At 58.7% G+C, this 25,272-nt stretch carries 21 protein-coding genes; 10 read left to right on the forward strand and 11 right to left on the reverse strand.

The features are described 5' to 3' along the window. Positions 1-2: 2 nt before the first annotated feature. Positions 3-1,940, reverse strand: coding sequence for a 5-dehydro-2-deoxygluconokinase (gene iolC / locus DKK66_RS02390; RefSeq protein WP_131355225.1), 1,938 nt, complete (start codon positions 1,938-1,940; stop codon positions 3-5). Between the two features lie 235 nt (positions 1,941-2,175). Here iolC and DKK66_RS02395 point away from each other — a divergent pair, with 235 nt between their 5' ends. Next, positions 2,176-3,042, forward strand: a complete 867-nt coding sequence (locus DKK66_RS02395) for a MurR/RpiR family transcriptional regulator (RefSeq protein WP_045846020.1) — start codon at positions 2,176-2,178, stop codon at positions 3,040-3,042. Here DKK66_RS02395 and DKK66_RS02400 read toward each other — a convergent pair. The 7 genes from DKK66_RS02400 to DKK66_RS02430 form a co-directional block, all read right to left on the reverse strand. Continuing rightward, positions 2,972-3,889 (reverse strand): DMT family transporter, encoded by a 918-nt coding sequence (locus tag DKK66_RS02400; RefSeq protein ID WP_165494094.1) that lies wholly within the window; start codon positions 3,887-3,889, stop codon positions 2,972-2,974. The genes DKK66_RS02395 and DKK66_RS02400 overlap by 71 nt on opposite strands. 177 nt (positions 3,890-4,066) lie before the next feature. Beyond that, positions 4,067-5,092 carry an ABC transporter permease gene (locus tag DKK66_RS02405; RefSeq protein WP_045846022.1) on the reverse strand — a complete coding sequence of 342 codons (1,026 nt, stop codon included), beginning with the start codon at positions 5,090-5,092 and terminating at the stop codon, positions 4,067-4,069. A gap of 47 nt (positions 5,093-5,139) precedes the next feature. Further along, a complete protein-coding gene (locus tag DKK66_RS02410; protein ID WP_131355231.1) occupies positions 5,140-6,687 on the reverse strand; it encodes a sugar ABC transporter ATP-binding protein in 1,548 nt (515 codons plus the stop codon). 58 nt (positions 6,688-6,745) lie between these two features. After that, on the reverse strand, positions 6,746-7,684 hold the full coding sequence (locus DKK66_RS02415; protein WP_045846023.1) for a sugar ABC transporter substrate-binding protein: 939 nt from the start codon (positions 7,682-7,684) through the stop codon (positions 6,746-6,748). A gap of 366 nt (positions 7,685-8,050) precedes the next feature. Then, on the reverse strand, positions 8,051-8,962 hold the full coding sequence (iolE, locus tag DKK66_RS02420) for a myo-inosose-2 dehydratase (protein ID WP_131355234.1): 912 nt from the start codon (positions 8,960-8,962) through the stop codon (positions 8,051-8,053). Positions 8,963-8,988: 26 nt separating this feature from the next. Further along, complete coding sequence (gene iolD, locus DKK66_RS02425) at positions 8,989-10,848, reverse strand: 3D-(3,5/4)-trihydroxycyclohexane-1,2-dione acylhydrolase (decyclizing) (RefSeq protein ID WP_242673554.1); 1,860 nt, start codon at positions 10,846-10,848, stop codon at positions 8,989-8,991. A gap of 170 nt (positions 10,849-11,018) precedes the next feature. Next, complete coding sequence (locus DKK66_RS02430) at positions 11,019-12,074, reverse strand: LacI family DNA-binding transcriptional regulator (protein WP_131355238.1); 1,056 nt, start codon at positions 12,072-12,074, stop codon at positions 11,019-11,021. 208 nt (positions 12,075-12,282) lie between these two features. On the opposite strand from DKK66_RS02430, the gene DKK66_RS02435 reads away from it, so the two are divergent. The 3 genes from DKK66_RS02435 to DKK66_RS02445 are packed head-to-tail and all read left to right on the forward strand — an operon-like array spanning position 12,283 to position 15,087. Beyond that, complete coding sequence (locus tag DKK66_RS02435) at positions 12,283-13,185, forward strand: sugar phosphate isomerase/epimerase family protein (RefSeq protein WP_131355241.1); 903 nt, start codon at positions 12,283-12,285, stop codon at positions 13,183-13,185. A gap of 29 nt (positions 13,186-13,214) precedes the next feature. Next, complete coding sequence (locus DKK66_RS02440) at positions 13,215-14,039, forward strand: TIM barrel protein (RefSeq protein ID WP_045846027.1); 825 nt, start codon at positions 13,215-13,217, stop codon at positions 14,037-14,039. A gap of 40 nt (positions 14,040-14,079) precedes the next feature. Then, complete coding sequence (locus DKK66_RS02445) at positions 14,080-15,087, forward strand: Gfo/Idh/MocA family protein (RefSeq protein ID WP_045846028.1); 1,008 nt, start codon at positions 14,080-14,082, stop codon at positions 15,085-15,087. A 120-nt stretch (positions 15,088-15,207) separates the two neighbouring features. Here DKK66_RS02445 and DKK66_RS02450 read toward each other — a convergent pair whose 3' ends face one another. Continuing rightward, entirely contained in the window at positions 15,208-16,227 is a 1,020-nt protein-coding gene (locus DKK66_RS02450) for a fatty acid desaturase (protein WP_131355244.1), read from the reverse strand. A 2-nt stretch (positions 16,228-16,229) separates the two neighbouring features. Continuing rightward, entirely contained in the window at positions 16,230-16,958 is a 729-nt protein-coding gene (locus tag DKK66_RS02455) for a hypothetical protein (RefSeq protein WP_131355246.1), read from the reverse strand. Positions 16,959-17,156: 198 nt separating this feature from the next. Between DKK66_RS02455 and DKK66_RS02460 the strand changes: the two genes are divergently transcribed. From DKK66_RS02460 to DKK66_RS02470, 3 genes are all read left to right on the forward strand, one after another. Beyond that, the gene (locus DKK66_RS02460) at positions 17,157-17,402 is read left to right on the forward strand and encodes a hypothetical protein (RefSeq protein ID WP_131355249.1); all 246 of its coding nucleotides are present in this window, start codon (positions 17,157-17,159) and stop codon (positions 17,400-17,402) included. A gap of 119 nt (positions 17,403-17,521) precedes the next feature. Further along, positions 17,522-18,508: an inositol 2-dehydrogenase gene (gene iolG / locus DKK66_RS02465; RefSeq protein ID WP_131355252.1), complete on the forward strand. Its 987-nt coding sequence runs from the start codon at positions 17,522-17,524 to the stop codon at positions 18,506-18,508. Between the two features lie 58 nt (positions 18,509-18,566). Continuing rightward, positions 18,567-19,583, forward strand: coding sequence for a Gfo/Idh/MocA family oxidoreductase (locus DKK66_RS02470; protein ID WP_131355255.1), 1,017 nt, complete (start codon positions 18,567-18,569; stop codon positions 19,581-19,583). A 261-nt stretch (positions 19,584-19,844) separates the two neighbouring features. Here DKK66_RS02470 and DKK66_RS02475 read toward each other — a convergent pair whose 3' ends face one another. Next, entirely contained in the window at positions 19,845-21,314 is a 1,470-nt protein-coding gene (locus DKK66_RS02475; protein WP_207389874.1) for an acetyl-CoA hydrolase/transferase family protein, read from the reverse strand. 531 nt (positions 21,315-21,845) lie between these two features. Here DKK66_RS02475 and DKK66_RS02480 point away from each other — a divergent pair. The 3 genes from DKK66_RS02480 to DKK66_RS02490 all read left to right on the forward strand — a co-directional run bounded on the left by DKK66_RS02480 (position 21,846) and on the right by DKK66_RS02490 (position 25,264). Then, positions 21,846-22,466, forward strand: a complete 621-nt coding sequence (locus tag DKK66_RS02480; protein WP_045846034.1) for a TetR/AcrR family transcriptional regulator — start codon at positions 21,846-21,848, stop codon at positions 22,464-22,466. 76 nt (positions 22,467-22,542) lie between these two features. Next, positions 22,543-24,087, forward strand: a complete 1,545-nt coding sequence (locus DKK66_RS02485; RefSeq protein ID WP_131355261.1) for an efflux transporter outer membrane subunit — start codon at positions 22,543-22,545, stop codon at positions 24,085-24,087. Positions 24,088-24,136: 49 nt separating this feature from the next. After that, a complete protein-coding gene (locus tag DKK66_RS02490; RefSeq protein ID WP_131355263.1) occupies positions 24,137-25,264 on the forward strand; it encodes an efflux RND transporter periplasmic adaptor subunit in 1,128 nt (375 codons plus the stop codon). Positions 25,265-25,272: the final 8 nt, after the last annotated feature.

The following is a 25,272-nucleotide window of genomic DNA, read 5'->3' on the forward strand; positions in this document are numbered from 1 at the left end:
GCTCAGCGCGGCTGGCGACGGCTGCGCCAGATGTCGATCAGGGTTTCGAAGTTGTTGCGCGCAGCGGCAATCAGCCCGGCGTCGTCCAGTTCGCCGGCCAGCCAGCGTTGTGACGGTTCGTGGAACAGCGTGCGTCCCACCATGAAACCACGGCAGCTGCGGCTGGCTGCCGCGTCGGCAAAGCCCTGACGCAGCACATCCAGCGACGCATGCAGGCCCAGCAACACCACGCCACGGCAATAGGGGTCACGCTCGGCCAGCAGCGCGTCCACCGCCTGCCATTGCGCGGCCGACATGGATTCCAGCTTCCACCACTCCGGATAGATGCCCAGATTGTAAAAACGCTTGAGTGCACGCAGCACGGTATCCGGCTGTTGCGGCAGCTTTTTCGACGGAATCACTTCCAGCAGCAGCTCATGTCCACTCAGTTGCGCTGCCTCGTAAATGGCGCGCACCTGGGCTTCCTGCTCCAGCCGGTTTTCCAGGGTGTCGTCCGGGTGGTACTGCACCAGACATTTGATGATGTGTTCCTGCGGCCAGCTTTCCAGCCTGGCGGTGGCGGTGCGGCCACGGTCGAACTCCAGCGGGTTGGAACCGGGCAGTTCCACCGGACGGCCTATCCACCAGCCGCGGCCAGTAGCGGCATACATGGCATCCTCGCCGTAGCGGTCATCCACCAGAATGCCGATATGGCCTTGCAGTTGCAGTGCGCTTTCGGTTTGCGCCACCGCCTCCACCAGCAGGCGCTTGAGCACGGAAATGCGCGCCTCGTCCGCCCCGCTTTGCCGCGCCAGCTCGAAAAACTGGTTGCGGTGATCGAAGGCAAACACGCACAGGTCATTCCATTGCTTGCGCTTGATGCTGACCCGGTGCAGGCGGCTGAGCGTGGCATCGTCACCCGGTCGCAGCGGTGTTGTTTCCAGACCGAGGAAATAATCCAGTTCGGCCGGGGTGGGCATGGCCGGCGAGCAGCCATGGCGCGACACCACCAGAGCGCCGCAGGCATTGGCGCGGGTGCAGCACCAGCCATAGTCGCGGCCATGCAGCCAGCCGGACAGGAAGCCGGACAGAAAGGCATCACCTGCGCCCAGCACATTCATCACTTCCACCTGCGCGCCCTTGACCGAGAAGGCATCCTCGATGCGCGCCGGGATGGCACCCGGAATCACCGCGCAGCCCAGCGGGCCACGCTTCACCACCAGTGTGGCATGTGGTGCCAGCTGGCGCACGGTGGCCAGGCTGGTGAGCAAATCGTCCGAGCCTCCGGCGATATTGATTTCTTCTTCGGTACCGACAATCAGGTCGAACAGCGGCAGTACCGATTGCAAATGGGCAGTCACACCATCGCTGGCGATATAGCGCTCTTCGCCATTGCCACGGCCGGTAATGCCCCACAGCACCGGGCGATAGTCGATATCCAGCACGGTGCGCACATCATGCTTTCGTGCCAGCGCCAGCGCCTTGCGGCTGGCGGCATTTACCTTGGCAGTGGAAAAGTGGGTGCCGGTAATCAGCAGCGCCTTGCTGGAGGCAATGAAGTCTTCATTGATATCCGCTTCTTCCAGCGCCATGTCGGCACAGTTCTCGCGGTAAAACAGCAGGGGGAAGGTATCGCGGTCCTTGATGCCCAACAGCACCAGCGCGGTAAGCCGTTCCGGGTCCACCTTCACCTGGCTGACATCACAGCCTTCCGCTGTCAGGGTGTCCAGCAGGTAGCGGCCCATGTGTTCGTCGCCTACGCGGGACAGCATGGCGGACTTCAGGCCGAGGCGGGCAGTACCGAAAGCAATGTTGGCAGAGGAGCCGCCCAGATAGCGGGCAAAGCTGCTGGCGTCTTCCAGCCTGGCTCCCAGTTGGCGGGCATACAAGTCGATGGCCAGTCTGCCCAGGCAGATCAGGTCCAGCGGTCGGTCGGCAGCAAAATGGGTGGTGTTTTGCATGATGTGCATTCTTTGTCTCGTTGAGTGACTGTCCGCCGCTGCGGCCCGCCTCCACCCGCCCGGGGAAGTGCGCCGTCAGCCATATCGGTGAAGTCCAGCATAAATCGCCGGACTGACGAATGCAACTTTTTTTTCGTATTTATTTTCTAATAGAAATTATTTTCCGAAAAATGTTTTTGTAGTGCGCCGGTTTCACTCTAAAATGACGCCATCCACATTGCCGAACATTCCTGCCATGACCAAGGAAATAAGCGCCGATCAGCTGATGCAACGCATCGCCGAGGAATACGAAGACCTGAGCAAGCAGCTGAAAGTGATTGCCAAATATGTAGAAGAACACCGCCAGACCCTGGTGCTGGAGCGCATTACCGACATTGCCCAGGCCTGCGAGGTGCAACCTTCCGCCATCGTGCGTTTTGCCCAGCGCTTTGGTTTCAGCGGCTTTTCCGACATGCAGACGGTGTTCCGCGATGCCTTTGCCCCGGCCGGGGGCAATGTCAACAATTACCAGAAACGCATCCGAAGCGTGATTGCCACGCAGGACACGCCGCTGAGCAACACCCAGGTGACGCAGAACTTCATTGCTGCCTGCCAGCAAGGGCTGGACGAGTTGTCGCAAGCGCTGGACCCGGCGGCCATCGACAAGGCAGTGGAATTGCTGGTGAAGGCGGACAATATCTATGTGGTGGCGGTGCGGCGCATGTTTCCGATTGCCAGCTATATCAGCTATGCCCTGCAGCACACGGCCAAGCGGGTGCATCTGGTATCCGGCCTTGGCGGCATGTACCACGACCAGATCCGCAGCATCCGCGAAAACGACCTGATGATCGCCATCAGCTTCCAGCCTTATGGCAAGGAAACCCGTTACTGCGCACGTGTAGCCGGACAAAACAAGGCAAAGCAGCTGGTGATTACCGACAGCCAGTTAAGCCCGCTGGCACGCAATGCCGATGCGGTGCTGACGGTAAAAGAGGGCACCGCGTTTTCCTTCCGCTCGCTCACCAGCACCATCAGCCTGTGTCAGGCCTTGTTCATTGCCCTGTCTTACCGGCTGGAACTGGTGATTGAAGAGACCCGCGACGCCGGGGCTTACGACGACTGATCAGCAAGGACGACATGATCAGTCCCGCGCCGGTCAGCTGACTGGCGCTCATGCCGCTGCCAAACCACCACCAGGCCAGCATGGCGGTCCACACCGGCTCCAGCAGCAGGATGAAGGCGGAACGCTGCATCGGCACCCGTGCCTGCGCCCAGCCTTGCAGGAAGAAGCGGCCACAGGTGGCCAGCAGGATGCTTACCAGCAGCCAGGCCATCAGCTCACCGCTCAGCCGGGATGGCCAGTGTTCCACTAGTACACTGCCGACCAAACCGGCCACTCCGGCCAGCAGCAGCTGCAAGGCGGTCAGGCTCAATGCCGGCGCCTTCGCCCCTGCCCTGCCATTCAGATTGAGAAACACCGACATCGCCACGGCCGAAGCCAGAAACAGGCTGTCGGCCGCACCCAGCTGCCAGCCACCATGCAAGGCCATGGCCGCCACACCCAGCGCGGCCAGCGGCATGGCCCACAAGGTTTGCGCCAGCAGCACGGTGCCAAACATCAGCCGCGCCAACACTGGTGCCAACACCACGCCCAGGCTGCCGATGAAGGCACCCACGCCCAGGTTGTTGCTTTGCTGCAAGGCCAGCATCCACAGCACCATGGCCAAGGCCAGCATCAGCGCACTCCACCAGCTACTGGCAGGCAAACGCCAAGGCAATGGCTGGGCACGCCAGCACGCTAGCAAGGTCAGCACCACACCGGCACTGCCAAAGCGCACTCCCAGAAACAGCAAGGGCGGCATGCCGCGCAGCACTTCCTTGGAACACAGCCAGCCAAAACCGGCAATCAGGGTCACCAGCACCAGCGTGGCTTCTGCCAGTCCGGGACGTACCGCTTGATCTACTCTCACAACTGGATTCGGGCGCACAACAGGTTTCCGCAACAATGAAAAAACGGGAAGGCGCACCTTCCCGATCAACACCCTGCTGAGAGATTCCTGCCGCATTGTCATGTCGCATCAGGACAGCCGGGTGTGACTCCGGCCACAGTTTAACCGCTGCCACACCCGCTGTGTGATGCCAGGCTATCAGCTGCGGCGATTACGCTGGCGGTACTGGTCTGCCACCACGGCCACCACGATGATGATGCCTTTGACGATTTCCTGGTAATAAGCGTCGATACGCAGGAAGGTGAAGCCGGAGGTCATGGTGCCCAGAATCAGCGTGCCGATCACCGTGCCGGTAATCTTGCCCAGGCCACCATTGAGCGAGGTGCCACCGATGACCGCAGCGGCAATCGCGTCCAGCTCGTACATCATGCCCATGCCGGCCTGACCGGACACCGCCCGCGCCGACGTCACCACCCCGGCCAGACCGGACAACAGGCCGGCCACGGTATACACCAGAATCAGGTGGCGGTTGACATTGATGCCGGCCACCCGCGCAGCGGCACGGTTGGCGCCGATGGCGTAAGTGTATTTGCCGTAGCGGGTGTAGCTGAGGATGATGTGGAACACCAGCGCCGTCACCAGGAAGATGATGACCGGGTTGATGCCGGCACCAATCGCGGCATAGTTGTCCGACAGCATGCTGATGGGCTCACCCTTGGTGTACCACTTGGCCATGCCGCGTGCAGTCACCATCACTCCCAGCGTGGCGATGAAGGGCGGAATGGCGGTCTTGGCAATCACCGTGCCATTGATCAGGCCACACACCAGCCCCACCAGCAAACCGGCTGCCAGCGGTGCAATCACCGGCAGGTCGGTCAGCGCGGGGAATACGGCGCGGGCAAAGTCGGAGGTTTGCGCCAGACTGGCCGACACCATGGCGGTGAGCGCCACCACCGAGCCGGATGAGAGGTCGATACCGCCCATGATGATGATCTGGGTGACGCCCACCGCGATGATGCCGATGACCGATACCTGCAGCACCATCACGATCAGTCTTTCCTTGTTGGCGATGAAGCTCTGGCCGACGAACAGCCAGCCCAACAGTTCGAATATCAGGGCCACGCCCAGCAGCACCATGAAAATGCGTGCTTCGGCGGGAATCCTGAAGCCAAATGCGCCGGATTTTGCTGCCTTGTCCAGCGGCTGCGTATTGCTGATTGCCATCTCGTCTTCTCCTGCTGTTATTGTGCTTTGCTTGGCTGGCGGCAGTGTCAGCCGGCAGCCAGTGTCATGATGCTGACCTGGGTGGCATCGGCGCGCTCGACAATGCCGGTCACCCTGCCCTCGTGCATCACCATGATGCGGTCGCTCATGCCCAGTACTTCGGGCAACTCGGACGAAATCATGATGACGGCCACACCCTGCCCGGCCAGCTTGCAGATCAGCTTGTGGATTTCGGCCTTGGCGCCCACGTCGATGCCGCGGGTGGGTTCATCCAGAATCAGTATTTTCGGATTGGTCAGCAGCCAGCGGCCAATCAGCACTTTTTGCTGGTTGCCACCGGACAGGTTTTCGATGCGTTCGTCCAGATTCGGCGTTTTCACCCGCAGCGTGCCGGACATGGCCGCGCACATGCTGTCCAGCGCCTGCTGGCGGACAAAACCGGCCTTGAGGTTGTCACCGCCCAGCACCGAGATCTGCATGTTTTCCTGAATGCTCAGGTTGAGAAAACAGCCGGTGTCCTTGCGGTCTTCGGTGAGAAAGGCCATGCCGTGCTGCATGGCAGTACGCGGGGAATCCACCGTCACCGCCTGGCCATTGATGCGGATCTGGCCGCTGCTGGCCGGGCTGACGCCAAACAGGGTTTCCGCCACATTGCTGCGGCCGGAGCCGATCAGCCCTGCCACGCCGAGGATTTCCCCCTGACGCACGGAAAAGGACACATCGTGGAATACGCCATCGAGGGTGAGGTGTTCCACTTCCAGTGCCACCTCGCCAATCGGCACGATGGTCTTGGGGAACATCTCGGTGATTTCACGCCCCACCATCATGCGGATCACTTCATCATGCGTCAGCTGCTCCACCCGCTTGCAGCCGATGAAATGGCCATCGCGGAATACCGACACCTCGTCGGCAATCTCGAACAGCTCGTTCATCTTGTGGGTGATGTAGATGATGCCCTTGCCCTGTTCGCGCAGCATGCGCACGATGCGGAACAGGTGGGCGACTTCGTGCTCGGTCAGCGCTGACGTGGGTTCGTCCATGATCAGCACGTCGGAGTTGTACGACACCGCACGGGCAATCTCCACCATCTGGCGGCTGGAAATGCTCAGGCTGGCCACCTTGGCCTCGGGGTCCAGATCAATGGCCAGCTGGGCAAACAGCTCGCGGGTCATCTGGTACATCCTGGCGTGGTCGATCAGGCCGAAGCGGTTCAGCGGTTCGCGGCGGATCCAGATGTTTTCGGCAATGCTCATGAAGGGCATCAGGTTCAGTTCCTGATGAATCATGGCGATGCCGTTTTCCAGGGCATCCAGCGGCGAAGTCAGCGCAATTTCGCGGCCGTGCAGGCGGTACACGCCCTTGTCCGGGATATACACCCCGGCCAGGATTTTCATCAGCGTGGACTTGCCGGCGCCGTTTTCTCCCATCAGCGCATGCACGGTTCCGGCGCGCAGGCGGAAGGACACATCATCCAGCGCCACCACACCGGGAAAAGCCTTGCGCACGCCTTCCACTTCAATCAGCAGCGTTTCGCTGTTCACCGGCGGGTGGGACGGTGCGGCTGCCTTCGGTTTTTCCGGGGCCAGGCTCAACATGGCTTGCTCTCCTCCTTGAGTACCGGGCGGCAGTCTCTTGCTACCGCCCGCTTCAGCATTAGTTGCGCGACTGGTAGTTCTTCAGGTTGGCCGGGGTGACCAGCTCGAACGGCACCCAGATCATCGACGGCAGCTTCTCGCCACGCGACAGCTTCAATGCGGTGTCTACCGCACCCTTGCCCTGACCGGCGGCATTCTGGAACACGGTGACTTTCAGCTCGCCGTTTTTCATCGCGGTGAGGGCATCCTGGGTAGCATCCACGCCAGCCACGATGGTTTTGTCCAGACGCTTGGCAGACTTGAGCGCCTGGATGGCACCCAGTGCCATTTCGTCGTTATTGGACACCACGGCGTCAAACTGCAGGCCGGCACTCAGCCAGTTCATCATCAGGTCGCGGCCATCGGTGCGCGACCATTTGGCGGTCTGTTTTTCTACAATCCTGATGCCGTTACACGGGGCCTTGGCGATGACTTCTTCCACGTCCTTGGTACGCTGACGTGCTGCCTGGTTGGCCAGGTCGCCCATCATCACCACGATATTGCCCTTGCCCTTCATCAGGCGGCACACCTCTTTCATCTGTACGGTGCCGGATTCGGCCTCGTTGGAGCCGACAAAGGCCACCTTGGCAGGCAGGGTCTTGTCAGCCGGCATGCGGTTTACGTACACCAGCGGAATGCCGGCGCTTTGCGCCAGCTTGGTGATTTTCGGGGTGGCATCGGTATCCACCACGTTGACGATGATGGCGTCCACTTTCTGGGCAATGAAGTTTTGTACCTGGCTGAGCTGGCGGCCAACGTCGTTCTGCGCATCTTCAAACTGGATGTCCACACCCTTCTGGCTGCCGGCGTAGGTTTTCATGTTGTTGCGCAGCACGGTGAGAAAGTTGTCGTCAAAGGCAGACATGGTCACGCCCAGTTTGGCGGCGGATGCCGGCATGGCCAGCATGGTGAGGGAAAAGAACACTGCGGAACCAGCAAGCTTGGTGATGCGTTTCATTGATGCGTCTCCTGTCCTTATGGTGTGGGTTCGATCCCGACATGCCGCCGACCGCTCATGTTGCAGTGCAATGCGAAGCGCATATCGTGTTGTCGTGCAGCTAAGATAAGTGAGCCGCATCAATATTGCAAATAAAATTTCATGCTGCACTGCACTTAGAAATGTTTTTCTATATTTTGCCAGATGAACCAGTTGCCCTGGCTGGCCAAGGCCCTGCCATAGCGCCATGCACAGCATGGCCATCCCACTGATTTAAAAGGTTTTAACCGGGAACAAATGCAACAACAAGGGCGGAAAAATGAAAAAGCCATGCCGACATGGCATGGCTACTGACTCAGCGACCAGTTGCACTGGCAGCAAGCGGTTTCAGGCAACAACCGGCTGGCGCAGGCTGGCACACAAAGCGGCCAGATAGTCGTAACCCTTCTTGGCATATTCATAGCTGGGTGCCAGCGCCGGGTCCTGCTCGGCCTCCACCACCAGCCAGCCCCGGTAGCCATGTCGTTGCAGCGTGGCCAGAATGGGAGCGAAGTCGATCATGCCGTCGCCCGGTACGGTAAACACGCCCTTGAGTACGGCATCCAGAAAGCTCCAGTTTTCCTCTCTGGCCTGTTGCATCACCGTCCGTCGGACATCCTTGCAATGCACATGCACCACCCGGTCCACATGCTTGAGCAGCTCGACATAGGCGTCGCCTCCGGCAAAAGTGATGTGGCCGGTATCAAACAGCAGGCCGACATCCGGCCCGGTGAGTGACATCAGCAAGTCCAGGTCGGCACTGGTTTCGCAATACGCACCCATGTGATGGTGATAAGCCAGAGTGATGCCCTTCCCCTTCAGCCAGGCAGCAAACGCATCCAGCCGCGCGGCGTAATCCCGCCATTGCTGCTGGCTGGCAAAGCGAGGCCGTTGCGAAAGTGGCGTTTGCTGCTGTCCCTGCACCGAACCGGCCACCTCGCCATACACCAGCACCTGGCAACCGTTGAACACCAGCTTGTCCACATGGGCAGTGGCTGCTGCGATTTCATCTTCCACCGAGCCCTCGGCCAGATGACCGGAATGCCAGCCGGACACCACGGCCACACCGTATTCGGCCATCTTGTCGCGCAGGGCCTGCGGGTCTTTGGGAAACTTGTTGCCCAGCTCGAAGCCGGCATAGCCGATTTCCGCGCCCTCCTGCAGGCAGGTTTCCAACGGAATATGTCCACCCAGTTGCGGCAGGTCGTCATTACTCCAGGAAATGGGGTTGATGCCAATACGCACATCGAAATCTGTCACGCTCTCTCTCCTTGTTGTCATCCGGCTCAGCCCAGGCGTTGACGCTGGCGGGCCTGTTCATAGTCGGCACGGGCATTGCGTACCGCTTCGCGTTCGGACACTTCCGGAATGCCCACCTCCCACCAGCTGCCGCCTTCCGGGGTGCATTGCGGGCCATCGATACGCAGCTGGATCAGGTAACTGCGGCTGGATGCCCGGGCGCGCACCATGGCGGCCAGCAGTTCGGCCACCGAGCCGACGGTTTCGGCCTCGGCACCCAGCGAACGGGCATTCCGGGCAAAATCGACCTGCGGGATACCATGCTCGCCATGCAGACAGTCGACCAGCATATTGTTGAAAGGCGCACCGCCGCAGGCCTGCTGCAAGCGGTTGATGCAGGCGTAACCGGCATTGTCCAGCAGCACCACGATGATCTTGTGACCCAGCATCACCGAAGTGGCCAGCTCATTGTTCAGCATCAGGTAGCTGCCATCGCCCACCATCACGATGACTTCGCGTTCCGGCCGGGCCATCTTCACCCCCAGGCCACCGGCCACCTCGTAACCCATGCAGGAAAAGCCGTACTCCATGTGATAACCACCGGGCGTACTGGTGCGCCACAACTTGTGCAGCTCGGCCGGCAGCGTACCGGCAGCGCATACCACAATGTCGCGTTCGGCCGAATCCGCTGCCGAGGCCTGCACTGCGCCGATGGCCTCGGCATAGGTGGGCAGGCTGGCACGCGGGCTGCGCACAATTTCGTCCACCTGACGGCGCCAGCCATTGCACAGGCGCTGGCTGTGCGCGGTCCAGTCGGCATCGGCCTGCCAGCCTTCCAGCGCTGCACTCAGTGCCGCCAGCCCGACCGCAGCATCACATTGCAGGCCGTGGCCGCCCCACTTGCCGGCATCAAAGCCATTCACATTGATGGACAACAGCGTGGCCTGCGCGTACAGCGCATGTGAACCGGTGGTGAAGTCCTGCAAACGGCTGCCCACCGCCAGCACCAGGTCGGCTTGTGCAGCCAGCTCGTTGGCCGCCGGGGAACCAGTCACGCCGATGGAACCGGCCAGCAGCGGGTGATCCCAGGCCAGCGCGCCCTTGCCCGCCTGACTCTCGCCAACCGGAATACCATGTGTTTCGGCAAACTGGCGTAGCGCGTCAGCACCACCCGCGCTGTACAGCACCCCGCCACCACACACGATGAGCGGGCGTTTGGCCTGGCGCAACAAGCTGGCCAGAGCCGCCAGCTCGGTGGGTTCCGCCGGTGGCTGACGGAAATGGATGTCACGCTCAGCAAAGAAGGCTTCCGGCCAGTCAAAGGCCTGCGCCTGCACATCCTGCGGCAGGGCCAGTGTCACCGGACCGCACTGCGCCGGGTCGGTAAGGGTGGCAATGGCACGCGGCAAGGCGGTCAACAACTGGGATGGCACCACGATGCGGTCGAAGTAGCGCGATACCGGCCGCAGGCAATCCACCGCCGACACACCGCCATCCTGAAAATCTTCCACTTGCTGCAATACCGGGTCCGGCGCACGCGAGATGAACACATCACCCGGCAACAAGAGCATAGGCAGGCGGTTGACATGGGCCACCGCAGCGGCAGTGACCAGATTGGTACAACCGGGGCCGATGGAGGTGCTGACCGCCATCATGCGACGGCGAAAATGCGCCTTGGCATAGGCGGTGGCGGCCAGTGCCATGCCCTGCTCGTTGTGGGCGCGCAAGGTAGGCAGCACATCCTGCGCTGCCTGCAAGGCTTCGCCCAGACCGGCCACATTGCCGTGGCCGAATATGGCCCACACGCCGCCAAACAGCCGCTCCCGGCTGCCATCCGGCATGGTGACAAACTGCGCGGCCAGATAGCGCACCAGCGCCTGGGCCACGGTGAGACGTACGGTTTTCACATCCATTCTCCAGGGGGCGATGACATCAGCTGACCGGGCGGTGCCAGCATGACGTCATCGAGAGTAAGGAACAGCCTGCCACTACGATATAAGATTTCCGAATGATTGCAAATTATTTTTCATTTTAATTTTATTTTGAAAAACAATTTCCGTAAACCAGACCATGCTTGCTAGGGAGACAGATAGGGCGAAGCCGACATGTTCTCTGCCAGATAAAGGCGGAATTCAGCCGCCCCGATTTCGCCTCCCTGCGGCAATACCCCCAGTGCTGCCAGCACATGTTGCAGGGCCTTGATGGCCTGGCCATCCGGGTCCTGATCAATCACCACATCCAACAGCCCCTGCTGCAGATACTGCCGGTGGTCGTCCGACAGCTCGTGTGTTACCCAGCACACCTTGTCGTGGATGGCATAGCGGCGCAGCGCAGCCTCAATGCCGGGTGAGCCCGCCCCGCTGTTGTAAATTCCGGCAATCGGCCGACCCTGCTTGAAAGCATGACTGACCGCGGTATAGCAACGGTCGGCATCGTCATGGGTGGCGGTGGCCACCTGATCACACTGCAAATGAGGAAAGCGTTGTGCCAGCACCTGGGCACAACCGCTGGCACGCTCCAGATGGCCACGGTAGTCCGGCCGACTGGACAGCAACAGCACCCTGCCCGCTTGCGGACACAGACGGCCCAGCAGCCAGCCGGCAGTCCGCCCGGCAGCATGGTTGTCTATGCCCACATAGCGAGCCTGCGGCAGACCGGCCACATTACTCACCACCAACGCCACCTGCTCGCCGCGCTGGATGGCCGCTTGCATGGCCAGCTGCACAGCGGGAGTATCCGGTGCCGCCACAATCAGCCCCTGCCGTGGGTACGGCCGGGGACGCAAGGCGCGCACCATGGCGGCTTCATCCTTTTCCCCCAGCGTCTGCTGGTGCACTACTACCCGGCGGTCCAGCATCGGCAGTGCCGCTTGCAAGGCCTGCCGCAGCCGCCGAAAGAAGGGGGATTGGTTATCCGGCAACAGGATGTCCAGATGAATCAGCCCGTGGCGGGTATCCGGTAACAGCCGTGGCACCGCCAGCTCACGCGCAGCCGCTATCACCTTGGCGCGCGCCGTGGCCGAGACACTGCCTCGCTCGTTCAACACCCTGTCCACCGTGGCCACGCTGACGCCGGCAGCAGCGGCGATTTCGATGAAACGGGCTGTTTTCTTACGCCGTGGCGGCTGGGTCATGCGTATGTCCCCTGGAGTCAAGCATTGTGGCAATCAGCCCACATTGACGATTTATCGTCAAATCAGCAACTGAAAAGCCTGCTTTCCTTCTCTAGAGTCAGCCTCATTACCACCTGCTGCAGCCCTTTTACCACAAGGATCTAACCCTTTGGCATCAGGTGCACTGCAACATGGCTATCAGGCAATACCACAACACATGGAGGACGACATGAAGATTGCGCTTGACCCATACATGCACCGGCACCTCAGCCTGCCGGCGCTGTGCCGCAAGACGGCGGAGCTGGGCTACCGCCACATCGAGCTATCCCCACGCGCCGACCTGCTGCAATGGTGGGCCATGCCGCGTGCCAATGGCCAACGGCTGGCCGGTTTCAAGCAGGCCATGCGCGAACATGGCGTCAGCTTGGCCACGCTGCAACCGATGTACCGCTGGTCCAGCCCGTTTGAAGATGAACGGCAGGCGGCGATGAAATACTGGAAAAAGGCCATCGAAATTGCGGTGGAACTGGAATGCGACACCATGATTTCCGAATTCGGTCGGGGTGCATCGCCAGAGCGTTCCGTCGGGTTGGGTGCTGGCATCAATACTCCGGAGCAATGCGAAGCCGCCTTCTGGCGTTCTATGGACGAGCTGGTGCCGATCTTCGAGCGCGAAGGCCTGCAGCTGTCGATCGAGCCACACCCTGAAGACTGGGTGGAAACCTTCCAGCCCGCACTGGACATCGTGCAGGTAATTGGTTCAGCCAATGTGAAGCTGTCCTATATCGCGCCGCACACTTTCTATTACGGCGACGACATGGCCGCCATGCTGCGCGCCGCCGCACCGGTACTGGCTCATGTACGCGTGGCCGACACCTTCAACCACAAGGCTTCATCCGGCCTGCGCTATATCGTCAACCCGCCCGGTGCCAATGTACGCGTGCATCAGCATCTGGATATCGGCCAGGGCGAAATCGACTGGGATGTGTTTTTTGCCACCCTGGCCGGCATCGGCTTTGACGGCGTGCTGTCCTCCTGCGTGTTTGCCTGGGAAGAACGTGCTGACGACTCGTCCCGCTTCATGCTGCAGGAAATACGGCGCTATCTGGACCAGTATTTTCAACAAAAGTAGCCCCGACCCTCATTCACAGAAAGACCACCATGCGCCACCCCATCCGCTTTGCCATCAACCGCATCAGCGCGCCGCACCTGTCGTTCCCGGATTATCTGGCCATGTGCCGCCGACTGGGTGTGAGCGACATAGAAATCCGCAACGACCTGAACGGTGTGGAAATCAGCAATGGCACTCCTGCCGCACAGCTGCGCGCAGCTGCCGTCGAGGCGGACATCACCATCCGCACCATCAATGCGCTCTACCCGTTTGATGTGTTTGATACCGACCTGCAACAACGTGCCGTGCAGCTGGCCGCCTATGCCCGCGACTGTGGTGCAGAGGCGCTGGTGATGTGCCCGCTCAACAGCCGCGATGACACCCGCACTGACAGCCAGCGCCAGCAGGACCTTATCCATGCGCTCAAACAACTTAAGCCCATTCTGGACGACCACGGCATTACCGGGCTGGTGGAGCCGCTGGGTTTTGAGGAATGTGCGCTGCGCCGTAAGTCCGAAGCAGTCACCGCCATCTACGCGGCGGCAGGTGAACGCCACTTCCGCCTGGTGCACGACACCTTCCACCACCATCTGGCTGGCGAAGACATTTTCTTCCCGGAACTGACCGGGCTGGTGCACATCTCCGGCGTGGAATCCACCACCCTGGCCAGCACAGAAATGCGTGACGGCCACCGCGTGCTGGTTGGCAGTGCCGACCGGCTGGGCAATATCCCGCAATTAAAGGAGCTGCTGGCCCGTGGCTACCAGGGCCTGGTGTCGTTCGAACCCTTTGCCAACGAGATCATGGAAGCGCCGGACAGCGAAGCCCTGCTGCGTAACAGCATGGATTACATCCGCCAGCAACTGGCCGGCTAAACCGGCAGATCACACAACAAGCAAGACCAAGGAGACAAACATGAGTTTAGCCATTGGTGTCATCGGCACCGGAGCCATCGGGCAGGACCACATCCGCCGCATCAGCCAGACCCTGTCCGGCGCAAGCGTGGTTGCCGTCAACGACATTAACCCCTTGCAAGCCGAGGCCACGGTAAAGCAATACCAGTTGGTCGCCAGCGTACACGACAGCGCCCAGGCGCTGATCAACGACCCGGCGGTGGAGGCGGTGCTGGTTACCTCCTGGGGCCCAAGCCATGAAGAATTTGTGCTGGCCGCCATTGCCGCCGGCAAACCGGTATTCTGCGAAAAACCGCTGGCCGTCACTGCCGAGGGCTGCATGCGCATCGTTAATGCTGAACTGGCACGTGGCAAACGGCTGGTGCAAGTTGGCTTCATGCGTCCCTATGACGCCGGATACCGTGCGCTCAAGCAAGTACTGCAGGAAGGTCGTATCGGTGCTCCGCTGATGCTGCACTGCGCTCATCGCAACCCCTCGGTGGGTGAGAACTACACCACACCGATGGCCATTACAGATACGCTGATTCACGAGCTGGACGTCCTGCGTTGGCTGCTGGACGAAGACTATGTCTCGGCGCAGGTGGTTTTCCCGCGCAAGAGCAGCCATGCGCTGCCGCATCTGGCCGACCCGCAGATCGTGTTGCTGGAAACCGTCAGCGGCGTGCGCATCGATGTGGAAATCTTCGTCAACTGCCAGTATGGCTATGACATCCAGTGCCAGATCGTGGGCGAAACCGGCATTGCCAGCCTGCCCGAACCGTCCAGCGTGCCGCTACGCAGCGCGGCCAGCTACTCCACCGCCATCCTCACTGACTGGAAGCAACGCTTCATCGCCGCTTACGACGTAGAGCTGCAAGCTTTCATCGACGGTGTGCAGGCCGGTTGTCTCACCGGCCCCTCCGCCTGGGATGGCTACGCTGCCGCCGTGGCTGCAGATGCCTGCGTGCTGGCACAGCAAAACGGTGCCGTGGTTGGCATCAGCATGCCGGAGCGTCCTGAGTTCTACTGATTTTCCTGCGTTCTCTGCAGCACACTTCCTCGGACTTGCCACGGTGGCCAACAGCTACTGTGGCTTTTTTCATCGCACACTCAAGAATCCAAACGCCCCAAGTTGGGCAAACAAACATGTTCAACAAAAGTAGTGCCTACCACCGTCCAAGCCTGATGGAGATTGATGATATTTGCTCAACGCTTCCCTCATGACCCGATCAAAAAATCGAGGGGAAAATGCAATAAAAAACAGATACAAATACGAATAAGGAGTGATTAAACTGCGCGGATACAAACAAAGATCGGTAAAATTTTTATTTTTACTTCGATGATGATCGTGGTGCAAGGAATTACCATACAATAAAATAGCCTGTATCAAACAATCATGACTCCACGAGTATGAAGAAAACTGAAAATCCCCTTCAACTGCTGACAAGCCATAATGCTGCACATATGAAATAACACCATATGAAAGATGAACAAGAAAGATAGCAATGAGCCAAAGGAATGCTACTTTACCATTTGCACGAACAATGTAAATCCACAAAGCACACGATAGCAATAATCGCAAAATAATAAAAAATCGAACCAAACGTATATCACACAACACCAGCCGATTTAAATGCCACACATCACGCACAACCCAGATCGGCCTACACAATAGATATCTGTAAACACTAACGCCAACATTCCCATAATCACTCGACCCATCATGTCCCTCCCTCACATGATGCGCCAGGTGATCCTCTTTAAAAATCGGAAACACAAACAAAATAAGCAAAGCTTCACAGTACAATTTAGTCAAAACATCTTTACGATGAATCATTTCATGAAGAACCGGCAAATTCAAAGAAGCAACCAACCACAATGAGAAAAAGACAAATAGAGAAGATGGCACTGAAAAATCAACATATACAAATCTAATTAAAACATAATGCATGGCAAACAAAGATACACATGGATACAAACATAGCGAAATATTAGCTACAGCTTTGCTCAGCCTACCGCGCACAATAATATTGTCAGGGCGAAGAGGACCTATCAACTTGCTGACAATAGGAAATAAAACAAATACTAAAATAGCAAGCAAGAAATTGAGTGAAAGAATTGATTCCAACAATAGCAAGAATGGAATAAACAATGGAATGATGAAAATCATAGCTACACCAACATAAACCTAGTTGATGCACGAAAAAAGTCTGACTCCCCATTCGCCTCATAGATATTAGTTATACTCTCAATTCTTTTCTTAATCATTCTTTCACCAACATTTAGCTTCACAGCCATCCCTTCCGCACTCAAACCACTACAAACCATTTTAACAATTAACAAATCCACATCTGAAAATTCAAAGTATTTCATAAAGTAGCTGCGTCGCAACTCAACAAAACAATCAAATATATAATAGCCATAAGAAACCAATATGGCCGACAGATTATTTAAATTAATCTTAGCATGACTACCTTGCAACTTTGACCATAGATAAAATACTGCAAACCTTACACCCACTCCATACTTACTATGCAATGGGATAATACAATAATTTTTATAGCCGCTTTCATTCAAATAACGCACCATATCTTGCTGAGCAAGATTCAAGTCATCCTCATTTATTTTATCGAATGGCACAATCCTTTGCTGCGCATGTAAAAAAAATGGATCTATGCCATCCCAATGCCGACGCTCGTACTCATCACACACAGCATGTTGACCACCAGATAAATAATCAAAAACTGGATTTTCACCGTGAAAATTACTCACTAACTTAAAGACAAAACCGTCAACGAAAAAAACATTTAAGTCGGTTCGCATCTTTCTTATCAAATCATTCGCATCGACAACTTCAGAAAAATCGAACAATTGATTATTCAAGCTATTTATCAGATCCATCAGCATTCTCCATCCTGATCGTCGATACTACTAACTCGCCACAACTACACTCGGCCAATATCATCCAAAAAAAATGTCCGCATTGTTCACAAGCGATACGGTGCAAGTAATTGGGTTCTAGCAGTTCGAAATCATCAATGAACTGCAATTTGCAATAAGGGCAATAAAATTCCATTTGTAATTCCAATTAAAATTCCAATGGAATTTATCACAGTTAACTTTTATTCAAATAATGATTATCCCTATCAAAATAACTGCCAGTACCGGTTGACTTCTGCTTGCCAAGCTGAATACGCACGCGCATGCCAGCACTATCTGCAAAGTCACGTGGCAGAGCGCTGGAGACATCCGAGCCTCCATCTGCGACAAGCAGAGACGCCGTGGCTTGATACGGCGATGCATCTGATGCTGCGCTTCTGCGGAAGCGGGGCAGGCCAGATCTGATGTGTTGGAAAATATATTTCCAAAAAATTATTTTCAGAATTTTTTTTCCAACATATACTCATCAGCAAGCAGACCAGCCCGCAGCACGGTTGGCCAACAACACGTATGAGGAGACAGCAATGACCGCAGTAGCCCTGTTCGGTGCCGGCCGTATCGGCAAGATCCACGCCGCCAACCTGGCCGCCCAGCCCGGTGCACACCTGAAGTATGTCGTCGACACCCACCAGCCTTCGGCGCAGGAACTGGCAGCGCAATATGGTGCCCGCGTGAGCGATATCGACAGCGCACTGGCCGACCCGGAAGTCGGCGCAGTCGTCATTGCCTCCAGTACCGATACCCATGCCGACCTCATCCTGCGTGCTGCCGCGCATGGCAAGGCCATCTTCTGCGAAAAGCCGGTGGACCTGACGCTGGAACGCGCGCGCCAGTGCGCCGCTGCGGTGAAAGAAGCAGGCGTGGCCTGCCTGATCGGCTTCCAGCGCCGCTACGACCCTACTTTTGCCGCAGTGAAAGCGCGCATTGAAGCCGGGGAAATCGGCCAGCCGGAAGTGCTGGTGGTAACCAGCCGCGACCCGGGTGCGCCGCCGGTCGACTACATCAAACGCTCCGGCGGCATTTTCAAGGACATGCTGATTCACGACTTCGACATCTGCCGCTGGATTCTGGCTGACGAAGCCATCAGCGTGCAGGCCACGGCCAGCGTGCTGACCGACCCGGCCATTGGCGAGGCAGGAGACGCCGACACCACCGCCGTCACCATCCGCACCCGCTCCGGTCGCCTGTGCCAGATCAACACCAGCCGCCGCGCTGCCTATGGTTACGACCAGCGCTTTGAAGTGCTGGGCAGCCTGGGCATGTTGCAGGCCGGTAATCACCGCCCTACCGAAGTGACTGCCTATGGTGGCCAGCAAGTCAGCACCGATCTGCCGGAACACTTTTTCCTGGAACGCTACCGTGCTGCCTACGCACTGGAAATGGCACATTTCTTTGACGTGGTGCAGCACGGCGTCACCCCGCGCACCACGGTGGAAGACGGCGTCAAGGCACTGGAGCTGGCCGATGCTGCCACCCGCTCCTGGCAGGAAAACCGCCTGATCAGCCTGTAAGCCTTCCCTTCCTCTGTCACATGCCCACCGCCATTTTGCCGGTGGGCAGGGAGAAGTCATGTCTGAACTCAATATCGGCATTGTCGGCCTGGGCCGGCTTGGCCGCCGTCATGCGCTCAATCTGCGTGATCGCATTCGTGGTGCCCGGCTGGTGGCAGCCTGCTCACCAGTGGATGAAGAACTGGGCTGGGCGGCAGAACACCTGCCCGGCGTCCACCGCCACCATACGCTGGAGGCCATGCTGGCCGAGCCTGATGTCGAGGCCGTTTTCCTGGTCACCCCCACCGCGCTGCATGCCGGGCAGATCATCGCCTGCCTACATGCGGGCAAGCATGTGTTCTGCGAAAAGCCGCTGGCCTTGAATGTGGAAGATTGTCAGAAGGTGGAGGCCGTGGCTACCGCTTATCCGCAGCTCAAGGCCATGGTGGGTTTTGTGCGCCGTTTTGATGCCAGCTATCAGGACGCAGCGGAAAAACTGCAACAGGGGCTGGTAGGCCAGCCCTATCTGTTGCGCTCGCAAACCTGCGACCTGAACGACGAAAACGGCTTTTTCGTCAAGTTTGCCCCCAGCAGCGGCGGCATTTTCATGGATTGCAGCATTCACGATATCGACCTGGCGCGCTGGCTGCTGGGTTCGCCCCAAGCGCTACGCGTCTGGGCCACCGGCACCAATGCCTTGCACCCGGCACTGGCCGATTGCGGCGATGTGGACAATGGCGTGGCCATGCTGGAATTTGCCGATGGCAAGCTGGCCTGCTTCTATGCCTCGCGCACCCAGGCGCATGGCCACGAAGCCCTGACCGAAATCTTTGCCACTGCCGGGCGCTTGACTGTTGGTGCCAACCCACGCGCCAACCGGGTGGACATCAGCGATGCCCGTGGCGTGCGCAATGAATGTGTGCAGGACTTCTACCAGCGCTTTGCCGAGGCCTTTGTCAGCGAAGCCCAGCACTTTGTCGATGCCGTGCTGCACGATCAGCCCTTGGCGCTCAGCCTGGCCGACGCTACCGAGGCCACCCGCATTGGCCTAGCCATCACCCAGGCACTGCGCAGCAAGGAGGTGGTGGAGCTATAAGCTGCGTGGCTGCCTGCAAAAAGCCCTTGCTACAGAGCAAGGGCTTTCAGATTTTTGACACCCCCTCTCGGTTTCTGAAAGGAAAGCGAGGCTCCCTTTCAGGGAAAGGGTGGGGGGATGGGGACTAGATGGAAAGGCTGCGGAATCAAGTGCTTTGCCGGGTTCAGTAGCATTGCATCAAATGTCTTTATCAGCAGCCTGAGCCCTTGCTACTCAGCAAGGGCTTTTTGTTTCCATCAGTTGGCCCGCACAGGCCGGGACTCAGGGCCGCATGCTGCCCTGCTCCACCAGCCGCTCATGCCAGGACAATGCCTCACCCAGCAGATGCGGGGTGTGCTTGCCCTTGCTGTCGCGGCAGGCGCGGTCGAAGTAATCCTGCAGCAGCGGGCGGTAGTCCGGGTGAGCGCAATTGGCTATTACCGTGCGCGCACGCTGTTTGGGCGACAGGCCGCGCAAATCGGCCAGACCCTGCTCGGTAACGATGATGCAGACGTCGTGCTCGGTGTGGTCGACATGGCTGACCATGGGCACGATGCAGGAAATCGCGCCGTTTTTGGCGGTGCTGGGGGTGACAAAGCAGGACAGGAAGCCGTTACGGGCAAAGTCACCCGAACCGCCAATGCCGTTGATGATGGAGGTGCCGGCCACATGGGTGGAGTTGACGTTGCCGTACAGGTCGGCCTCCACCATGCCATTGATGCCGATACAGCCCAGACGGCGAACCAGTTCGGCATGGTTGGAGATTTCCTGCGGCCGCAGCACGATGCGTTCACGGTAATGGTCGATATTGCGGGCAAACTCCTGCACGCCTTCCGGGCTGAGTGACAAGGCGGTGGCCGAGGCCATGCGGATGGTGTCGGTGCGGATCAAATCCAGCATGCCGTCCTGAATCACCTCGGTAAAGGCGGTCAGATTGCTGAAGCCACCATCACGCAAGCCGCCCAGCACCGCATTGGCGATATTGCCTACGCCGGATTGCAGCGGCAGCAGGTTCTCCGGCAAACGGCCCATCCTGATTTCATGCTTGAGGAATTCCACCAGATGCCCGGCAATGCGCTGGCTGGTTTCGTCCGGCGGGGTAAAGCGGCCCAGGCGGTCCGGCGCATGGGTTTGCACCACCGCCACCACCTTGGCCGGGTCCACCCGTAAATACGGCTCACCAATGCGGTCGCCCGCCTGGGTCAGCGGAATCGGCTGGCGGTTGGGCGGCAGTGCCGTACCGTAATAGATGTCATGCATGCCATCCAGCCCCAGCGGCTGAGTGCTGTTGACTTCCAGAATCACCTTGTCGGCCAGGTCCAGCCAGGTCTTGTTATTACCGATGGAGGTGGACGGAATCAGCCGGCCATCCGGCAGGATGCCCGCCACTTCCACCACCGCCAGGTCGATCTTGCCCAGAAAGCCGAACCAGGTGTATTGCGCCACCTGGCCCAGATGCACATCCATATAGTCGATTTCGCCACGGTTGATGCGCGCGCGCAGCTCTGGGTCTGATTGGTAAGGCAGGCGAAAATCAATGCCACCGGCCTTGGCCAGCGCGCCATCCAGCTCCGGCGCGGTGGAGGCCCCGGTGAGCACACGCAAGGCGAACTTCTCGCCGCGTCCCTGCGCTGCTTCAATACGGCCAGCCAGCGCCAGCGGCACTGCCTTGGGGTAGCCCGAGCCGGTAAACCCGCTCATGCCCACGGTCATGCCCGGCTGGATGTGTGTGGCGGCCTCCTCAGCCGACATGATTTTCCCTGCCAGACCGGCATGGTGAATGCGTTGTTCCACTTGTTGTTCCCTTGCAATTTCCGGCCTGTTGCGGCCTGGTGTTTTATCGAGCGTCGTGCCGTTCTGAAGTGTCGGCTTGTTACTGGCTGCCAACTTTATCTTACGTTCACGTCAGCTAGCCAAGCCAGCTACTTAAGCAGCTTCGACCGGATTGCGGAGAACTAATCAGGCAAAACATGACCTGAATCAAAACTTGTTTGACCAAAGCTGATATAGGGTAGCCCTTGATTTTTCGCACAACAATAATGCCATTTGAATTTTTATTCATAAAATTTGATTTAATTGGCATATTTAGTTTCCCCATTCTCCCTGTAGTGCCAAACCGGCAAACATTGCGGCAACAGCCCATGCGCATCCTTCTTGTTATGTATCAAATTTGCATCAAATATCCATATTTAACCGCCAGGCCAGTTAATTCGACCGCTAGTACTGGATTTAAGGGTTAAACATTGTTAGCTTCTACTGGTTTTGGTAATTCAACCAAATACCATGTCAGCATCCCAAGCATCCAGAAAGTCCGTCCCCGCCGATACAGACAAGGACCCGCGCACCCGGCTGATTGAAGCCGCCTTGGAAGTCCTGCTTCATGACGGTATCATGGGATTCAGCCAAAGCAAGGTTGCGCGACAGGCCGGGCTGCGGCAAAGCCATCTGACTTATTACTTTCCCACCCGCAACGATTTATTAACCGTGGTGGTGGAACACGGCTGTCAATTGGTGATCAATGCTCAGGACTGCAGCGAACCTGCCGCCTTGGGCAGCCTGGAGGATTTCCGGCTGCGGATGTGCAACAACGTATGTGACACCCGCATTGCCCGCCTGATGGTGGCGGTTACCGTGGCAGCAGAAACCGACCCGCGGCTGAAGCAGTGGATCAGCGATTTTGACCGCCGCATGTTGAACAACAAGAAAGAAGCATTCCAGCAATACGGCATCACCTGCAGTACCGATGAGCTGGCGCTGTTCCACAGCACCATTGCCGGCATCGCGCTACGCAACCTGAACAGTTGCACCCCGGAAGATCATGCCGAAGCCCGGCATCGCTTTTTGCTGGCCTTTGACCGGCTGGTCCTTGCGTCACATCCGACACAAAGATCAGAAAAATCCTAGGAATCAACTCGCCCATAAGGCAGGACAATGCCAACACCCTTCGCAAGGGACCGGCATGAAATGTAACAGGAGCATCATGATGCATCCCACCCCCTCTCCCGGCCGACAAGCACATAGCCGGACCCTGATCGCGCAACGCGCCTTGCTGCCCCTGTTGCTGGGTCTTGGCCTGAGCGGCTGCACGCTGACGCCGCCCGCACGGGCACCGCAGATGGTTGACAGCCAGATGCAAAACTACGGCAGCAAACTGGCTGACCAGCAAACGGCAGCCAGCCCCACCGGCATCGGCAACAGCGGCATTTCGCAGCACCTGGCCTATGGCCAGCAGCTGCCTGCAGAGTGGTGGCAGCTGTTCCGCTCCCCGGCACTGGACAAACTGGTGCGCGAAGCGCTGCAGAACAACCCCAGCCTGGGCGCTGCGCGCGCAGCGCTGAAGCAGGCGGAAGAAAACTACAATGCGGCAGCTGGTTCGCTGCAATATCCCTCGGTCAGCGGCCAGCTGGGTGGCAGCCGGCAACACCAGCTGTTATCAGGCAGCACGCCATCCACCTACAACGTCCTGACTGCCGGTTTGAACGTGTCTTATTCGCTGGACCTGTTCGGTGCCAATCGCCAGCAATTGCTGGGCCTGATGGCGGCTACCGACTATCAGCGCTACCAGCTGGAAGCCACTTACCAGACCCTGATCTTCAACGTGGTGACCACCGCCATTCAGGAAGCTTCGCAACGCGCCCAGCTGCAAGCGACGCAGGAGATGCTCGCCGCCAGCGAACAACAACTGCGCATTGTGGAAAAACAGGCGGCACTGGGTGGCGTGGCCCGCAGCAGCGTGCTGTCGCAAGCCACACTGGTGGCACAAACCCGCGCGCAGCTCTCTCCGCTGGAAAAGGCACTGGACCTCACCCGCCACCAGCTGGCGGTATATGTCGGCAAATTCCCGTCTGAACAGGGTCTGCCGGAATTCACCCTGGACAGCCTGCAACTGCCCGCCGAATTACCCGTCTCCCTGCCATCCGAACTGGTACGCCAGCGTCCGGACATCCGTGCCAGCGAGGCCTTGCTGCAACAGGCCGGCGCCGCAGTTGGTGTGGCCACGGCCAACCAGTATCCGCAAATCAACCTGACCGGCAGCTTCACCCGCGAGCGCTTGTTTGTTGGCCCGGCCACCACCGGGCTTAGCCTGTGGAGCATTGGTGCCGGTGTCACCCAGTCCCTGTTTGATGGTGGTTCCTTGCGCGCCAAGAAACGTGCTGCGGATGCCGCATTCGAACAGGCGCAGGCCCAGTACCGGGATACCGTGCTCAAGGGCTTCCAGAACGTGGCCGACAGCCTGCGGGCCGTCAGCGCCGATGCCAGCACCCTGCAAGCCCAGACCGAAGCCGAAGCCCGTGCACGCGAAACCCTGCAACTGACGGAAAAGCGCTTCCGGCTGGGTGCAGTCAGCCAGCTGGCACTGCTGGATGCCCAGCGCACCTGGCAGCAGGCCCGCATCAGCCTGATCAGCGCCAGCGCCAGCCGGCATGCCGATTCCGCCGCGCTATTCCTGGCACTTGGCGGTGGCTGGTGGAACCGCAATGGCAACGATGGCAATGCAGAGCAGTCCGCCCAGGCCCGTCCCTGAGCCCGGCACACAAACAACACGCAATCTAGAGAGATAAAAGGAAAGCAATATGACCAAGCGAATGTTCATCATGCTGGGAGGCATAGTGCTGCTGGTAGTGGTGCTGGGGCTGGGCTTCTTCATGCATATCCGCAGCCTGATGGCTGCCGCACCCAAGCCGACGCCGCAGGTTGTCAGCACCATCATCGCGCACACCAGCCAATGGCAACCGCAACTCAAATCCGTCGGCACGCTCAGCGCCGAACATGGCGTGGATATCAGCAGCGAAGTGGCCGGCCAGGTGCGCAGCGTCCATTTCCAGTCAGGGCAGGACGTGAAGGCCGGTGATGTGCTGGTACAGCTGAACGCCGATGCTGACGTGGCCCAGTTGCATGCACTGGAAGCGGCAGCCGAACTGGCCGCCATCACGCTGAAGCGGGACCAGGCGCAACTGGCGGTGCAGGGTGTTGCCCAGTCTCAGGTGGACAACGATGCCGCCGACCTGAAAAGCAAGAAGGCACAAGTGGCGCAACAGGCTGCCGTGGTGGCCAAGAAAACCATCCGCGCTCCGTTTGCCGGACGGGTGGGCATCACCAGCGTCAATCCGGGCCAGTACCTGAATGCCGGTGACAAGATTGTCACCCTGCAACAGATCGACCCTATCCATATCGACTTCAACCTGCCGCAAAACCAGCTTTCTGCCGTTCACACTGGCCAGAAAGTGGTGGTTCAGACCGACGGCACCGCTGACAAGCAGTTTGTCGGCAGCGTAAACGCCATCAACCCCAAGGTCGATCCCAACACCCGCAACGTGCAGGTGCAGGCCTTGATTGCCAACCCGGGCCGCAAGCTGCTACCCGGCATGTTTGCCAATGCCAGCCTGGACACCGGCAAGCAACAGACCTACCTCACCCTGCCACAGACAGCGATTACCTATAACGCCTACGGCTCCACCGTATTCGTGGTGGTGCCGGCCGGCAAGGATGCATCTGCAGCGGCAGGCAATCTGGTGGCCAAACAGGTATTCGTGCAGACCGGGCCGACCCGTGGCGACCAGGTGGCCATTCTCAGCGGCGTGAAGGAAGGGGATCAGGTTGTCACTTCCGGCCAGGTCAAGCTGAAAAACGGTATTGCCGTGGCCATCAACAACAGCGTACAGCCGGCCAACAACCCCAACCCGACTCCGCAGGAACAGTAAGGGCGCGC

Origin of the sequence: Aquitalea sp. USM4 (genome assembly GCF_004328945.1) — a bacterium.
Lineage (GTDB): Bacteria > Pseudomonadota > Gammaproteobacteria > Burkholderiales > Chromobacteriaceae > Aquitalea > Aquitalea pelogenes.